Annotated in this window: 15 protein-coding genes and 1 tRNA gene; 9 read left to right on the top strand and 7 right to left on the bottom strand. The window is 66.7% G+C overall.

Annotation, left to right across the window (positions count from 1 at the left end; translation table 11 throughout):
- Window positions 1-12: 12 nt before the first annotated feature.
- Complete coding sequence (locus ASE64_RS04920) at window positions 13-1254, bottom strand: ROK family transcriptional regulator (RefSeq protein WP_055776625.1); 1242 nt, start codon at window positions 1252-1254, stop codon at window positions 13-15.
- A 196-nt stretch (window positions 1255-1450) separates the two neighbouring features.
- Here ASE64_RS04920 and ASE64_RS04915 point away from each other — a divergent pair, with 196 nt between their 5' ends.
- The 6 genes from ASE64_RS04915 to ASE64_RS04890 all read left to right on the top strand — a co-directional run bounded on the left by ASE64_RS04915 (window position 1451) and on the right by ASE64_RS04890 (window position 6014).
- Window positions 1451-2803, top strand: coding sequence for an extracellular solute-binding protein (locus ASE64_RS04915; RefSeq protein ID WP_055776622.1), 1353 nt, complete (start codon window positions 1451-1453; stop codon window positions 2801-2803).
- 9 nt (window positions 2804-2812) lie between these two features.
- Complete coding sequence (locus ASE64_RS04910) at window positions 2813-3754, top strand: carbohydrate ABC transporter permease (protein ID WP_082465898.1); 942 nt, start codon at window positions 2813-2815, stop codon at window positions 3752-3754.
- Window positions 3751-4572: a carbohydrate ABC transporter permease gene (locus tag ASE64_RS04905; protein WP_055776620.1), complete on the top strand. Its 822-nt coding sequence runs from the start codon at window positions 3751-3753 to the stop codon at window positions 4570-4572. Before ASE64_RS04910 ends, ASE64_RS04905 begins: the two co-directional genes overlap by 4 nt.
- Window positions 4569-5564 (top strand): acyltransferase domain-containing protein, encoded by a 996-nt coding sequence (locus ASE64_RS17090; protein ID WP_162234543.1) that lies wholly within the window; start codon window positions 4569-4571, stop codon window positions 5562-5564. The genes ASE64_RS04905 and ASE64_RS17090 overlap by 4 nt, the downstream gene beginning before the upstream one ends.
- Window positions 5555-5628, top strand: a tRNA-Arg gene (locus ASE64_RS04895). The genes ASE64_RS17090 and ASE64_RS04895 overlap by 10 nt, the downstream gene beginning before the upstream one ends.
- A gap of 191 nt (window positions 5629-5819) precedes the next feature.
- Window positions 5820-6014 carry a hypothetical protein gene (locus ASE64_RS04890; RefSeq protein ID WP_055776616.1) on the top strand — a complete coding sequence of 65 codons (195 nt, stop codon included), beginning with the start codon at window positions 5820-5822 and terminating at the stop codon, window positions 6012-6014.
- An 18-nt stretch (window positions 6015-6032) separates the two neighbouring features.
- On the opposite strand, the gene ASE64_RS04885 is transcribed toward ASE64_RS04890, so the two are convergent.
- A complete protein-coding gene (locus ASE64_RS04885) occupies window positions 6033-6512 on the bottom strand; it encodes a DUF3817 domain-containing protein (RefSeq protein WP_055776613.1) in 480 nt (159 codons plus the stop codon).
- Window positions 6513-6629: 117 nt separating this feature from the next.
- Between ASE64_RS04885 and ASE64_RS04880 the strand changes: the two genes are divergently transcribed.
- The 3 genes from ASE64_RS04880 (at window position 6630) to ASE64_RS17640 (ending at window position 9645) form a co-directional block, all read left to right on the top strand.
- Complete coding sequence (locus ASE64_RS04880; protein ID WP_055776608.1) at window positions 6630-7913, top strand: MFS transporter; 1284 nt, start codon at window positions 6630-6632, stop codon at window positions 7911-7913.
- 96 nt (window positions 7914-8009) lie between these two features.
- Window positions 8010-8969, top strand: coding sequence for a Dyp-type peroxidase (locus ASE64_RS04875; protein WP_055776605.1), 960 nt, complete (start codon window positions 8010-8012; stop codon window positions 8967-8969).
- 109 nt (window positions 8970-9078) lie between these two features.
- Complete coding sequence (locus ASE64_RS17640; RefSeq protein ID WP_200920098.1) at window positions 9079-9645, top strand: hypothetical protein; 567 nt, start codon at window positions 9079-9081, stop codon at window positions 9643-9645.
- A gap of 81 nt (window positions 9646-9726) precedes the next feature.
- Here ASE64_RS17640 and ASE64_RS04865 read toward each other — a convergent pair whose 3' ends face one another.
- The 5 genes from ASE64_RS04865 to ASE64_RS04845 form a co-directional block, all read right to left on the bottom strand.
- Window positions 9727-12411 (bottom strand): ExeM/NucH family extracellular endonuclease, encoded by a 2685-nt coding sequence (locus ASE64_RS04865; protein WP_055776600.1) that lies wholly within the window; start codon window positions 12409-12411, stop codon window positions 9727-9729.
- 156 nt (window positions 12412-12567) lie between these two features.
- Entirely contained in the window at window positions 12568-12897 is a 330-nt protein-coding gene (locus tag ASE64_RS04860; protein ID WP_055776597.1) for a DUF7882 family protein, read from the bottom strand.
- 396 nt (window positions 12898-13293) lie between these two features.
- Window positions 13294-13986 (bottom strand): copper resistance CopC family protein, encoded by a 693-nt coding sequence (locus ASE64_RS04855; protein ID WP_055776594.1) that lies wholly within the window; start codon window positions 13984-13986, stop codon window positions 13294-13296.
- A gap of 4 nt (window positions 13987-13990) precedes the next feature.
- The gene (locus tag ASE64_RS04850) at window positions 13991-14728 is read right to left on the bottom strand and encodes a YcnI family copper-binding membrane protein (protein WP_055776591.1); all 738 of its coding nucleotides are present in this window, start codon (window positions 14726-14728) and stop codon (window positions 13991-13993) included.
- A gap of 126 nt (window positions 14729-14854) precedes the next feature.
- Complete coding sequence (locus ASE64_RS04845) at window positions 14855-15472, bottom strand: hypothetical protein (RefSeq protein ID WP_055776588.1); 618 nt, start codon at window positions 15470-15472, stop codon at window positions 14855-14857.
- Window positions 15473-15581 lie beyond the last annotated feature (109 nt).

Here is a 15581-nt window from a genome sequence, read left to right as displayed (position 1 = left end):
ATGCCGAGAGGATCAGGCGGTCTGCGCCGTGGTGTCGGAGGGTGCGGTGTCGGGGGTGTCGTCGAGTTCTCGGACGAGCTGTTCGATGCGGGCCGGGGCCAGCACCTCTTCGAGAACGAGGTGTGCGGCACCCCGAACGCCGGCGTCGCCCGGGCTGCGGGCGGCGCGCACGTCGAGGTCGTTGCCGACCAGGGGCAGGCAGCGCTGAAAGAGCTCGGCTCTGATGGCGGCGACCAGCGGCGCCGACGCGGACATGGCACCGCCGAGGATCACGTCGCGGGGATTGAAGAAGTTGACGATCGAGGCGAGGACGCCACCGATCGAGGTGCCGGCGCTGCGCAGGATGTCGACGACCTGAGCGTCGCCCCCGCGGCCGAGCTCGACGACGTCTGCAGCGGTCTGCACGCTGTAGCCCAGTTGCGAGAGCCGGGACACGATCGCGCCGCCGCTCGCGACGGATTCGAGGCAGTTCGGGGTGCCGCAGACGCACGAGATCGTCGATGTTCCCTGCACGGCGGTATGGCTGATCTCGCCGGCCGCGCCGCCGGCTCCGCGATGCAGACGGCCGTCGGAGATGATGCCGCAGCCGATGCGGGTGCCGAGCTTGACGGCCAGAAGCTGGTCGCTGCTGTGGTCTCCCATGGTCTGCTCGGCCAGGGCGATGAGGTTCGCGTCGTTCTCGACGAGCACCGGAATGCTGGTGAACTCGGCGAACAGTCCGGGCAGATCGGCGTTGTGCCAGCTGGGCATGAACGAGGGCAGCACGACGCGGCCGCTCGGATATTCGATGGGTGCGGGGAGACCGATCGCCACGCCGCGCAGGTGCGCCTCATCGAGGTCATGGGCGACGATCAGGTTCTGCAGGGCTGCCCACAGCGCCTCGGCGGCCGGGGCTGGGCCGTCTTCGATCGCCACGGGGACGTCTTCTATGGCGAGCATGCGCCCGCCGAGGTCGGCGATGCCGACCTGCACGTGGTGGGCACCGACATCCATCGCCCCGACGAACCCGGCGGTGGTCGCGACCTCGAGCGCGCGCGCTCGCCGGCCGCCGCGAGACTGTTCGTCGCCGGCCTCGCTGATGAGGCCGAGTCGGATGAGGGAGTCGATGCGGAGTGAGATCGTGGAGGGTGCCATACCGATCTGACGAGCGAGAGCCGAGCGTGAGGTGGCCGCGCCCGAACGGATCAGGCGAAAGATGTCGCCCACCGAACCCGGGGCGTATTCCGACTCTCGGAAAATCTCTGCGCGTGTCATACACTCACCATATAGGGCGAAAATCGAACGAAGTAGTTCGAATCAGAATGTACTTACAGTGGCAATCAAACGGTAACCCGCACGAAACATACGAACCATAGCTTGTATGGCAGGCACCCGATCCACCTTTTTCGCTCGACCATCCCGATCACCCTTCCCCATCACTCAGTTCGCCCCAGCAAGTCGAGGAGTCAGTATGAATGGCAAGAAACGTTCCTGGACAGGAGTCATCGCCGTATCCGTCGCGGTAGCACTGTCGCTCACCGCCTGTGCTCCCGGAGCGGGGTCGGCTCCCGCGGAGTCGAGCGGCCCGGTGTCGAAAGACGTCGCCGGCGCTGGCGACGTGACCCTCACCGTGTGGGACCAGAACACCGACGAGGGCATCACCGACGCACAGGAGAAGCTCAACGCGGCGTTCTCGGCGAAGTACCCGAACGTGAAGATCGACAGGGTGACCCAGTCGTTCGCCGATCTCAAGACGACTCTCAAACTCGCGCTCTCGGGCGACAACCCGCCCGACGTGGTTCAGGCGAACCAGGGGTACCCCGACATGGGAGCGTTCGTCGAAGGCGGTCTCATCCGCTCGCTGAACGACTACGACGGCCTCTACGACTGGAGCTCGTACTACCCGGAGTCTCTGCTGAAGATCAACTCCTTCAGTGCCGACGGCAAGACCTGGCAGGGCGACAACCTCTTCGGTATCTCGCAGACCGGAGAGGTGGTGGGCATCTACTACAACAAGAAGATCCTGAGCCAGCTCGGCGTCGAAGCCCCCACCTCGCTCGACGATCTCGAGAAGAGCATGGCCGCCTCGAAGGCCGCAGGCATCCTGCCCATGGCCTACGGAGACATCGAGAAGAGCCCCGGCATCCACCTGTTCGGAGTCGTGCAGGCGGCGATCGCCGGATCCGACGCGGTGAACGAGCTCGTCACCGGTGCGGGCGGCGCGTGGACGGACGACGCGACGGTCGAAGCGGCGAAGACCATCCAGGACTGGTCGAGCAAGGGCTACATCACCGAGGGCGCCAACGGTGTGTCTCGCGATGACGCCCTCGCCCAGTTCGAGGCCGGTCAGGCTGCCTTCTATATCGTCGGCACCTGGAAGCAGGCCGCGATCTCGGAGGCGATGGGCGACGACGCCGGCTTCACCACACTCACTCCGAAGGGCGCCGATTCTCCGGTGACCACGGGTGGTGAGGGTCTCGCGTGGGCCGTCACGACGGGCTCGAAGAACCCGGATGTCGCTGCCGCCTACATCGACTTCATCAACAACGCCGAAGCGGCCAAGACCTTCATCGACGAGAACAGCCTGCCCTCCGTGATTCCGGCGGACTACACGCCGAAGCCGGGTCTCGAGACGGATGTGTTCGACACCTACGGCTCGGTCACCTCGTCGGGCGGACTGGTCCCGTACCTCGACTACTCCACGCCCACGTTCTACGACACGCTCACCAGTGCGGTGCAACAGCTGACCGACAAGCAGGTGACGCCGCAAGCCTTCACGGAGATCCTCCAGAAGGACTACTCCGGCTTCGTGGGAAGCAAGTAAGGACTCCGAATGACCGTCACCACTCGGCTTCGCTCGGGTGAGACGCGAACGACGGGTGCGGCGCCGAGCCGCACCCGTCGGCGCCGGATCGCCTCGCTCAAGGCGTTCCTCTACGTCGCCCCTGCGCTCGCGTTCTCGCTGATCTTTCTCATCGTGCCCACTCTGCAGACAGCGTGGTACTCGCTCTACGACTGGAACGGTCTGAGTGTCGCCACGTGGGCCGGGGTGCAGAACTACATCGACATCGTTCAAGACGAGCAGCTGCGCGACTCGTTCCTGCACGTGGGCGTGCTCGTGGTGTTCTACTCGTTCCTGCCGATCGCCATCGCCCTGCTGCTGACGATGGTCATCTCGCGGGCTCATGCCCTTCGCGGCATGTCCTTCTTTCGCACCGTGCTCTTCCTTCCCCAGGTCATCGCGTCGGTGGTCATCGCCACGACCTGGCTCTCGATCTACTCGCCCAATGGACTGCTCAATACGCTGCTGCGGGCGATCGGGCTCGACTCGCTCACCCACGTGTGGCTCGGCGATTTCAACACCGCACTGGTATCGGTCGGCTTCGTCGGTACCTGGCTCAACGTCGGCCTCTGTCTCGTTCTCTTTCTGAGCGGGGTCGGCAACGTGCAGCCCGAACTGTTCGAGGCCGCTCGCCTCGACGGCGCGAGCGGCCTGCAGGAGTTCTTCGGAATCACGCTGCCCGCGCTGCGCGGCCAGATCACGGTGGCGCTCACCCTCACCGTGGTGTCGTCGCTGAAGACCTTCGACCTCGTCTACATCACCACCCGCGGTGGGCCGGGAAACAGCACCTCCGTTCCCGCATTCGAGGCCTACAACCGCGCGTTCAACTCGGGCCAGGTCGGATCCGCCGCGAGTGTCGCGGTCGTGCTGACCATCGGCATCCTGTTGATCACCGCCCTGATCGGACGCCTGCAGCCGAAGGACACCGAATGAAGCTCTCGCTCGGCGAAAAGCTCGTCACCTACCTCGTTCTCGTCATCTTCGCGGCGTTCGCGCTGGTGCCGCTGCTCGGTGTCGTCATCACCGCGGTCAGCCCGTCGAGCTCCACGAGCGGCTTCCGCATGCCGGAGTCGATCGAGCTCGGCAACTTCGTGGAAGCCTGGGATCGCGGTCACTTCGCGCAGTACATCATGTCGAGCGTCATCGTCACGATCACGGTGATCGTGGTCACCACCGTGCTCAGTGTGATGGCCGGATTCGCGTTCGCGCGGCTCAAATTCTTCGGCTCGAACATCGTGTTCTTCGTGTTGCTCGCCGGTCTGCTGCTGCCGGCCGAGGCGTTCATCATTCCGCTGTACTTCAACCTGCGTTCAGCGCATGTCACCGACAGCTACTGGGCGCTCATCCTGCCGCAGATCGCGCAGTCGCTCGCCTTCGGCATCTTCTGGATGCGAAACCAGTTCATGTCGTTCCCCGGCGAGGTGATCGAGGCGGCGCGGCTCGACGGAGCCACCGATCTGCGCACCCTGTGGCAGATCATCGTTCCCCCGTCGATTCCATCGATCATGACTATGTGCCTGCTCGTGGCCATGTGGACCTGGAACGAGTTCCTGATCCCCCTCGTGATGGTGACGCAGGACAACTTGCGCACCGCGCCCCTGGGCCTCGCCTTCTTCCAGGGTCAGCATGCGACCGACTACTCTCTGCTCGCGGCAGCAGGCATCATCATCGCGGCGCCCATCGTCGTGCTGTACTTCTTTCTGCAGAAGCGCTTCATCAGCGGCATGCTCGACGGCATCTCGAGTCGATGACCCCCAAGACGACGACACCCAAGACGACGACACCCAAGGAGGCGGCGCCCGCCGTGACGCACGACACCCCCGACCTCGCCGGTCTGACCGATCTGTTCGATCTTCTCGCCATCGACGACGCCGATCGCGCCGACTGCACCCGTCTGCTTCAGAGCGATGGCGACGAGGAGCAGGTCGCGCTCGTGGTGGCGGCACTGAGGCGCAGCTTCGGCAGCTTCAATCAGATTCCGCTCGACGAGCCCACGCAGGATCCCCTGGTCTGGCTCAAGGCGTTCTTCACGCTGACTCCGCGAGTGGTGGCCTGGAGCCGACGCCACGACATCCCCGATCGGGTGATTCGCGACACTCTGGCCGATGTCGGACGGCACATCGCCATCAGTCGTCGAGTCACGGGGGAGTTCGGCCTGCAGACCTGGCGCTGGCTGACCCACCACTTCACCGTGCGCATCTTCGCCCTGGGCCGGCTGCAATTCGCCCTGCAGCGAGCAACGCACACGATCGAGGTCGAGGGCGTGATCGCCGCGGGTGACTGGGTGTTGGCCGTTCACATTCCGGAGTCCGGGCCGCTGCTGCCGAGCCTCGTCGACGAGAGCTTGGCCGCGGCCAAGCAGTTCTTCGCAGAGCACTTTCCGCAGTATCCGGTGTCTGTCGTCACCTGCGATTCATGGATGCTCGACCCGTTTCTGCTCGACCGCGTCGCGCCCGAGAGCAACGTGGGATCGTTCGTGCGCCGCTTCACGCCGATCGGTCACTCGAGCGACGGCCACACCGACGCGCTGTACTTCGTGTTCCGCACCCGAGACCTGAGCCGCCTCGACGAACTGCCGCGCGACACCTCGCTGCAGCGCGCCGTTCTCGAGCGCTTCGAGCTCGGCGAGACGTGGCAAGTGGCGTGGGGGTATCTGCGGCTGCGACGCGTGCTTTTTCGGCTGCGTCAACGAGGCGCCGTGAGGCGTGCTAGGATTTCATCTGGTCTTGACCTGCGCCCTTAGCTCAGCTGGATAGAGCGTCTGACTACGGATCAGAAGGCCAGGGGTTCGAATCCCTTAGGGCGCACAGCATGATCAGCCCCCGACTCGCGAGAGTCGGGGGCTTTTTTCTTGCCCTCGAGTGCTCGAATTCAGGAAAAACCGGCACGCCGAGTGCGAACTCGGCCGGTTTGGGGCGGTTCTCCTGAATACAGGCGAGCGGCGTGCGACTGAGTCGGGAGTCGAAGTCTCATCGCGCCGCGTACTAGCGTCGAGTAGATGTTCTACAACGACTGGTTCCCGATCCCCTACATCGCGTTCATGGTCGCACTCTTCATCGGTGCCATCGTTCTCGTGGTCATCCTCGCGCGCTTGATGCTGGCGGCGACGGCCGCACTCCAGAGCTACCGGCGCGTGCAAGAACTCAAGATCGAGTTGCTTATCGCGGATGGGACCGACGAACCGAAGCTCTGACCGGGAGCGCTCCGCGGGTCAGGCCTTGCCGCCGGGAGGGCCGACCATCAGCAGCGTCGCCATGATGACGACGAGGGCCACGAGAAGGCCGCCCGCCAACGGGACGGGCCGCTGAATCGCCCAGCGGAACGCGCGATCGAGCGGGCGCGCGTCTCGGGGGTCGCTTGTCGCCTCCGTGCGCCATCCGCCCTCGAGGTTGCCGCGGCGGGCCAGCCAACGCTCCATCGGGATCGTGGCGTAGGGCACGACGGCGGATGCGACGGCCAGCGTCGCGAGGCCGAGGTGCCACCGCTGGTTCACGGCCACGACGCCGGCCTGCAGCGCGTACGCGATGAAGATCAGTCCGTGGATGAACCCCGCGATCGACACCGGCCAGTCGCCGACTCCGACCGCGTACTTCAGGATCATGCCGATGATCAACAGTGTCCACGTGATGGTTTCGAGCAGGGCGAAGACGCGGAAGAGTCTCTCGGGCGTAAAACTGCGAGCGGAGGCCATGCATCCAGTCTCTCGCATGGGCATCCGCGCCTTCTGGGAGCATCCGCGCCAGGCCGAGCAGGCGCGGATGCGCCGAAGCGGCGCGGATGCAGCCGCGCAAGCCCGTAGCGTGGAGGTATGGCACAGCTTCCCCGCGCCATGCGGCCCTTCGCGACCGGGCAGTACCGGCTGCTCTTCGGCGCGCTCACACTGTCGTTGTTCGGCGGCGGCATGTGGCTGGTGGCCCTCGTATGGCAAGTCATCGAGCTCGGCGGGGGCCCGCTGCAGCTGTCGATCACCGCGACCGCCACGAGCATCGGCATGGTGGGCGCCACTCTCATCGGGGGAGTCGTCGCAGACCGCGTGCCGCAGCGACTCATCCTGGTCGGCATCGAGGCGGTCAAGCTGGTGAGTATGGCCGGCGTCGCCGCGCTCGCGCTCACCGGATCTCTCGAGCTCTGGCATCTCGTCGTCGCGGCCGCTCTCCTCGGCATCGGCGAGGGGTTCTTCTACCCGGCGTATTCCGCGATCCTGCCTGCGCTTCTCCCCGCCGACGACCTGCTCGCGGCGAACGGAATCGAGGGAGTGCTTCGCCCCGCCGCGATGCAGGCGGCCGGTCCCGCCCTCGCTGCCGGCCTCATCGCGCTCGGCGGTCCTCCTCTTGCGTTCACGGTGATCGTGGTCGTGCACGTGCTGGCGCTCGCCGGACTCAGCCTGATGCGCAGCGTGCCCGTCGTGCGCGACCGCTCGGCCGACTCCGCGCATCCGATCGTCTCTGTCTATCGCGACATGCGGGAGGGCGTCGTCTACATGGTGCGCACGCCGTGGCTGCTCGCGACCCTGCTGTTCGCGTTCGGCTGGGTGCTCGTGATGCTCGGGCCCATCGAGGTGCTTCTTCCGTTCGCGGTGCGCGACCAGACCGGGGGAGGCGCCGGATCGTTCGCGTTCGTGCTCGCCGCCTTCGGTGTCGGCGGCGCCATCGGATCGATCTTCGTCGCCTCTCGACGACTGCCGCGCCGCTACCTCACGGTGATGCTGCTCGCGTGGGGCGTCGGCTCGGTTCCGCTCGCGGTCATCGGGTTCACGAGTGAGCTCTGGGTGATGGCGGTCGCCGTCTTCATCGTGGGATTCACGGGCTCTGCCGGCCAGGTGATCTGGGGAACGCTCCTGCAGCGCCGTGTTCCGCGTCACCTGCTCGGCCGGGTCTCGAGCCTCGACTTCTTCGTCTCGCTGGCGCTCATGCCGGTGTCCATGGCGCTCGCAGGCCCGGTCGGCGAGGCGGTGGGCCTTATGCCCACGTTCCTCGTCGCGGCCATCGTGCCCGTCTTCTTCGCGGTCGCCGCTCTGCTCATCGCCCGCATGCCGCGCGACGAGATCGCGCATCCCTTGGATGCGACGGCGCCCGTCGACGAGGTCGGCTGACGCCGGTCGCGGGCCGGCCGCTACGTGGGTCGGCTCCGCCGAAGGTTTCGACGCCCGTCTAGTGGAGTCGGCGTACCGCTCCAGTAGCGTTCACGTGTGACCGATCCTGTCGACGGGGTGCCACTCGCCGCATCCCAAGCCATCCTGAATCCGCTGAGCGATTCCGCGATCTTTCTCGTGCTGACGGTGGCGCCGGGCAACGAGCAGCTGGTGCACGACGCCCTCGGAGACATCTCGGGTCTCGCGCGCTCCGTGGGCTTCCGTGTGCCCGATGGCGTGCTCACGTGCATCACCTCGATCGGCTCGGATGCCTGGTCGCGGCTCTTCGACGGGCCGCGCCCGAAGGAGCTGCACGTTCTGCCCGAGTTCCACGGAGCGGTGCACTCGTCGGTCACGACGCCCGGCGACATCCTCTTCCATATCCGCGCCAAGGGCATGGATCTCTGCTTCGAGCTGGCGAGCCTTCTCGTCGAACGATTCGGAGGGTACTCCGCCGTCGTCGACGAGGTGCACGGATTCAAGTACTTCGAGGAACGCGACCTGCTCGGCTTCGTCGACGGCACGGAGAATCCGACCGGCGCCCTGGCCGTGCAGAACGTGATCGTCCGCGACGACGTGCCCCAGTTCGTGGGAGGAAGCTACGTGGTCGTGCAGAAGTACCTGCACAACCTCACGGCCTGGAACACCCTCACCGTCGAGCAGCAGGAGCAGGCGATCGGCCGGGGCAAGGCCGACAACGTCGAGCAGGCCGAAGAGAAGAAGGCCCCGAACGCCCACACGGTCTTGACCGTGCTGACGGATGCCGATGGCAACGAACTCAAGATCGTGCGCGACAACATGCCGTTCGGCACGATCGGCGAGGCCGAGTTCGGCACGTACTTCATCGGCTACGCGAAGACTCCTGCGGTCACCGAGCGCATGGTGAAGAACATGTTCGTCGGCGATCCGGAGGGAAACTACGACCGCATCCTCGACTTCTCGACGGCGGTCACGGGCTCGTTGTACTTCACGCCCACGGGCGATTTCCTCGACGACCCGCCGCCGCTCCCGAGCTGAGCGCCGCGGGCACGAGCGTGTGTCGAGTGCGTGGTTCGGTGCTTTCACACTGAGCACTGCCACTCTGGAACCCCGACGCGCCAGCGCCGCGGAAGAGAAGGGTGCCGACATGGCTGATAAGAAGACGAAGAAGTCCACCTCGAAGGCGACGAAGAAGTCGAACGAGAAGACCCCGTCGAAGGCTGCGAAGAACATCGAGAAGAAGCTCGAGAAGGCCGCACGCGAGGCGATTGCCGCCGCGGAGACCGCAGTGAAGAAGGCGCGCAAGGCCGCGAGCGAGCGCTCGAAGGAGCTGCGCAAGCAGGCCGAGAAGGTCGGCCGCGACCTCGAGAACGTCGTGAAGGATGCCGCGCCCGCGGCGAAGAAGCCCGAGGCGAAGAAGCCTGAGGCGAAGAAGCCCGAGGCGAAGAAGCCCGCCGCCGAGAAACCCGCCGCCGCGAAGAAGCAGGGTGCGAAGAAGGTGGCCGCGCCGCCCATCGCATCCGCGCCGCCGGCGACCAAGCGCGGTCTCGACCTGCCGAAGGCATCCGCCCCCACATCGGCGCCGAAGACCGCGGCGACAGCCCCGACCAAGCCGCCGACCCTCGTCGAGCTTCGCGCTCAGGCGAAGGCCAAGGGAATCGTCGGTTACTCGCGGATGAGCCGCGCCATTCTGGTCGAGAGGCTCAAGGGCTGACACCCCGATAGCAATTCAGGAGGAGCGCGTCGCCGTGGCCACTGTGGCGACGGAGACGCGCTCCTCCTGAATTAGTCGCGACTAGGCGCGGCGACGACGAAGAGCGACGTGACCGAACCCCGCCCCGAGCACGAGCAGCGCAAGGGCCGCGAACAGCGCCGGTGAGGCGTCCGTTCCGGTGGCTGCGAGGCGGCCCGATGCGGCGCCGCCAGCGCCCCCGGCGCCTCCGCTCGGAACCCCTGCTCCGGGATCGCTCGGTGTACCCGGGGTTCCCGGGTCGACCGGCGCGTCTTCCCGCAGAGCCAAGCCGACGACCACCGGATCGTGGTCGCTCGAGCGGTAGGGGTCGGCCCGATACAGGTCGAGCGCGTTGTAGTTGTAGCGGCTGTACTCGAGGGCGATCGACTCGACCGAGTTGATGTTCCAGATGTCTGTACCCGTCACATCCGCCGCGGCCGCGCTCGACGCGAACACGTGGTCGAGCGAACCGACAGCGCCCTCGAACGCGTAGCTCTTCTTGCCCGTCGCCTCGCCGATATCGGTGTACCCGGCCGCGAGGATCACGTCGATCGGATCCTCCTTCTCGTAGGCGTTGAAGTCGCCGCTCAGCAGCACCCGGTCGATGCCCGTCTCGGCCTTGCGGTCGGCGGCGAAGGTCACGAGAGCGTTGGCCTGGCGCACGCGCGATGCGTTCGACCCGCTCTGCCCGTCGTTCTGGTTCGCGTCGTCGCCCGTGCCCGAACTCTTCGACTTGAAGTGGTTCACGATCACCATGAACTGGCTGTCGTCGCCTCCATCGGCGAGTGCGAACACCTGCGACAGAGGGTCGCGCGCGTTCACGAAGGCCGGGTCGTCGAGGATCACCGAGGGGCCGACGGTCGTGATGACGGCCGGCTTGTAGATGAAGGCCGTACGGATCACGTCTTCGTCCGCGGGGATGGCGGAGGGCGAGGGGACGAATGCCCAGGTGTCGGCGCCGGCCGCGGCGTTGAGGGCTGCGGTCAGCTGGGCGAGGGCGGCGTCGCGTGCCTCTCCGAAGCGTGCCGAGTTCTCGATCTCCTCGAGAGAGACGACGTCGGCGTCGAGTGCATTGATGGCCGAGACGATCTTGGCCTGCTGCCTGTCGAGGTCCTCCTGCTCGGCCGCGCCACGAGCGTCACAGCCCCTGTTCACGGTGACGGGGTCGCCCTCTCGGTCCGTGTAGAACGAGCATCCGGTGAGCTCGTCGCCCGTGGTCGAGAAGTAGTTGAGGACGTTGAACGAGGCGACGGCGGCGTCGCCGCCGACCGCGGCGGGGGCGGGCGTGCGCGTGTTCTCGAACGTCGCCGGCTGCACCTCGGCGGCGTTCACGGCCGTCAACTGCTGAGTCGGCTGAAGGCTCCAAGCCTCGAAGCGGTAGTCCAGCACGACCGGGCGGGTGAAGGTCACGCCCGCGCCGATGCGCACCGGGGCCTCGACCGTCAGATACGGAAGCGGAGTCGAGCTGTTCGCGGAGCTCGAGAAGTCTGTGCTCGATCCGTCGTCGAGAGTCACCTTCGCGGCCTCGTTGGCGGCCAGGAGCGCCCTGTACTCGGCGCTGCCGGGCTCCGTCACCGACGTCGGCGTCACGAGCGGCTCGCTGCCCGCCGTGAGCACGACGGATCCGTAGAAGTTCGTGTCGTAGTTGTCGGTCACCGTGTAGTCGCCGACGGGGGCGATCAGCATGCTCTCGAGAGACTCGCGCTGGGCGGCGTCCGTGGGAACGGCGATGGTGGCGGGGGCGGGCGGCGTCGCCGCCTCGGCCAGCACGGTCAGCCCACCGGATGCGACGGTCACCTCGGTCAGGCCCTGATACTCCGACACGGCGCCGGTGACCTCGACGTACGCGCCGACGGTCGCCTGCTGAACCGTGGCCGATGAGAAGACGAAGACGGCATCGGATGCCGCGTGTGAGGCGAGGTCGAGCGCTCCTCCGGTGCCCGGGGTCTGGATCACGTAACCGTTCAGGCCACCCGTGGGGTAGCTCGCGGTCACGACTCCGCGGGTGACGACCCTCTGTCCTGCCAGCGGGCTCGTGTCGGTCGTGCCCTGGATCTCGGCGATCGAGGCCGGAGTCGGCGGCCCGGATGGCTCCTCCGGCTCTGGATCCTGCCCGCCGGTGCTGTTCTCCGGAGTCGGCGCGACGGCGGAGAAGTCGACGGAGTTCACGTCGCTGTCGGTGGTGCTCGAGCGGGTCAGCGAGGTGGTCACGGAGGGCGCTGCCGCGGGGGTGCCCTCGAAGGTGTTCGACGTGCCGTAGCCCAGAAGATCGACGACTGCCGGGTTGTTGACGAGGGAGCCCGTGGCGGGCGCCGACAGGGCGGTGGTCTGGTTCGCGAGGAAGAGTGTTCCTCCTCCACCCGCGAAGGAGAACGACAGAGTGGCGTCGGGTGTCGGCAGCGCCTCTCCGTTGGCGGCGTTGCTCGTGCCCTGAATGAGGTAGTGCCCGCCGGCCGGGATGGTTCCCGACAGCGGAAGGACTCCGGTCGGGTTCGCCGCCGCCGTGGCGGAGCGGTACTGCAGCGACATCGTGCTCAGGTCGACAGCGGCGTCGGTGGGGTTGTAGAGCTCGACGTACTTGTTGAGGTAGCTCGCGCCGGCGGAGCCGCCGTTCACGTACGCCTCGTTGATGATGACGCCCGCGCTGGCGGCGAGCGCGGGCACGGCGATCACGGGGCTGGCGGCGAGTGCTGTTCCCACGACGACGGCGAGGCCGATCGTGGTTCGCGCATGGATCATGCGGGGCATGGAGATCCCTTGTTCAGATGATGGGTGGTATCCATCTATCCAAGGGACAGCGAGCGACGCGCGAGAGACGAGCGTGTAAACAACAGGTTTAAAGTACCCCCATCAAGGGGGTGTTGGGCGAGTCCTGCCTGGCTGTGCTAGACGCCGCGGAAGGTTCTAGACGTGGCCGCGGGGCGGGTTGGTCGACCCGTTCGGCTCCTCGGAGAAGATGAGTCCCTGGCCGCTGTTCGCGGACGAGGTCAGGATCTCGAGCCATTCGCGGTTCAGCGTGGGCATCTTGCCGCCGAAGAACTTGAAGTACAGGGGGATCGACTTGTCGAGCCAGATGCTGGACCGGCCGTCGCCGATGGCCGGGTCGTCTTTCCATGAGAAGAAGAAGCTCTCACCACGGCGCAGCTTGGAGCCGATCACGATCTGCAGGTGCGTCAGCGCCCGGTCGTCGAACTCGATCTCGATATCGGAGTCACCGTATAGCAACTTTCCCATGATGTCCCCTCGTGCCTTACTGCGCCGCTGCGCGCGATGATCCTCCCACATTAGGCGAGACACGAGCTGAATCATTATTCGACGCGAAGAGTTCCAGTGCGTCATCAAGGCTGCGAGCTGTATGGGATGCGACGCCGCCGTTCAAAAGCGTCACCTCGAAGAGGGTGCCGCGTGCCTCAATGAACCCGAGCAGCGATGCGGCGTCGTGCGGTGAGACGCGAGGATCGGACACTCGCCACTCTGTAGGAGACAGTCTCACAAGCGAGATCGCCGGTTGAGTCGGCGCGGCTGTGCTGTGTGCGATCACGCTATTCCTGCTCTTTCTTCGCTTCTCTCACGAAGGACGCGAACCGAAGCTCTCACCAGTCTCGGCGAGAGCCCCGATTCGCGGCAGGGCTAGATATCCCTCGAGGAGCGTGAATCACTTCCGGAGCCGGCTCCCAGCTTCGGGCGACGCAGGACGAACAGCGTCACGCCCACCGCGACCGCGACGGCGGCGAGTGCACCGCCGCCCCATGCCGCGACCGAGAGGAACTCGTCGTTCGAGGTAGCCGCCACAGAGGTGTCGGCGCCGTCGGAAGAAGACGGCGCAGACGCATCGTCGACCGCCGTCGGACAGACGGGCGCGGTCGCGGAGCCGGAGGAGGCGGGCTGGCCCGCATCCGGCTGCCAGGTGAACGAGAACTGGTTCGAGACCGGATGCCCGTCGGTCGAGACGACCCGCCAGAGCACGGTGTAGTCGCCCGACGGACCGAGCGCTGCTGCTGTCGAGATCGAGGGTCCCGAGACGGTCACGCATCCATCGCCGTAGAACTTGCCGTCAGGGCCCTGCACCTCGAGGGCTCCTGCCGACCCGGTGTTGCCGCCGCCGAAGTCAAGCAGCACGTCGTTGGTCGTGATCACGAAGTCGCTCGGCAGCGTGGTGAGCACGGAACCCGCCTCCGGGGTCGACGACACGAGATAGTTGTGCGCCGACGCGGCCGGAACCTGACCGATCGCGCCGACGGTGAGCGCGCCCGTGCCGAGCAGCGCGAGTGCGCCGATCGCCACGGTCGCGCCACTCGACAGTCGCGGAAGAGGGATGCGCATGCGCCTAGGCCGCCCGCGAGCGTCGCGTGGCCACGACGGCGATGACGACGCCGACGGCTCCCACGACGAGTCCGCCGATGCCGAGAACGCGTGCCAGCACGTCATCCGACGAGCCGGAGGCGGCACTCGAAGCCGAACCCGACGCATCCGACGAAGCGGAGGCGGCGTTCATCGGGTCGCCATCGGCCTCGGTCGCCACGGCATCGGTCACCGTGATGCTGGGCGCCGGATGCTCGACCGAGTCCTCGTCGGCGCCGTCGGCCGGGATCTCGTTCCAGTTCGTCGACCCGGTCTCGCAGGTCTGCAGAACGGGGAAGTCGAGGGTCGTGCCTGCTGCATCGGCGGGGAGCTGCAGCGACAGAGCGAAGGTGTCGCGGTATCCATCGGCCAGCGGCGTCTTGGCGGTGTACACGACCTGACCGACACGCTCCGTCGCGGTTGCGCCGTGAGCATTCGTCGCGGGCGTGGCCAGCGGGGTCATGGTCTTCGACACGTCCCAGTTGGGGTTGACCGTGGGGGTCACCGATGCGATCGACTCGGGAACGTCGATGGTGATCGACGTGGTGGCCGACCCGTCGCATCCGTGCGGAACGGCGAACGTCAGCACGGTGTACGACCCGGCTGCCGTGGCGGCGGGCGTGACGCTCACGTGAGCGCTGGCCGACAGCGGAACGGCGACGGCCATCAGCAGTCCGAGGCCGAGGCCGGTCGAGGCGAGGGTGAGCGAGGTGGATTTCTTCATGGTGGGTCCTTGAGAAGAGTGCGGAGGGGCGCGTCGAACGCGCGGCTGCTCCGGCGAGGTGGATGCGCGGGGTGCGCGAAAAAGTCTCGGTACGCGGGCGGGTGCCGGTCCGAGCGAGGTGAGGGGTCAGGCGAAGAGCGGAGGACCGCGGTGCCAGAGGGATGCGCGCAGCACCTCGAGCGCGGCCGGTGCGTCGATGCGGTGTACCCGACCCACGCGGATCGCGCGGGGCACGAAGGTGGGAGCGGGGAGAAGGAGTGCCACGAGACGGCTCGAGCGCAGCACCGCGGCGGCCAGGAGGCCACGCACGGCGCGTTCACCCCAGACGATCGCGGCGAAGGTCGCTACCGCGGCGAACACGTGACCGGCGACCATGGCGATGTCGACGGTCACCGCCAGAGCACTGGATGCGCCGGGGCCGGCGGGTGCGAACATCGCGGCCATGTCGTGGCCGCTGTGAGCAGGCCGCGCGGTTGTGGCCGTCTGCGCCGCGGGCGTGGCGATGAGGCTGAAGAGAGTGTGGAAGAAGACCTGGCTCACGGCGACCGAGGCGCCGATGCGCCAGTACGAGAGGCCGCGTCCGGCGAGGGCCACGCAGATCATGGTCGAGAAGGCGATGGCCAACGAGACCGCCGCAATGCTCGGGGCCGTTCCGCCGGCGATGGCGTGCGAGAAGGCGGCGACGAAGGTGGAGAAGACGGCGGCGAGGCTGCCGCGAGCGACGCGTGTCCAGCGTGTGCTCATCGTGCTCCTCGTCTTGCGATCGCCCTCAAGTCTATTCGGCTCTTCCTCTCTCGAAATCCGCTCCCCGCTAGTCTGTTCAGCAGGATTGTGACGAGTGTTAGGAACCTCC

Origin of the sequence: Agreia sp. Leaf210 (genome assembly GCF_001421485.1) — a bacterium.
GTDB lineage: Bacteria > Actinomycetota > Actinomycetes > Actinomycetales > Microbacteriaceae > Agreia.
The sequence above is the reverse complement of the archived record's forward strand: the minus strand, read 5'-3'. Positions and strand labels throughout refer to the sequence as shown.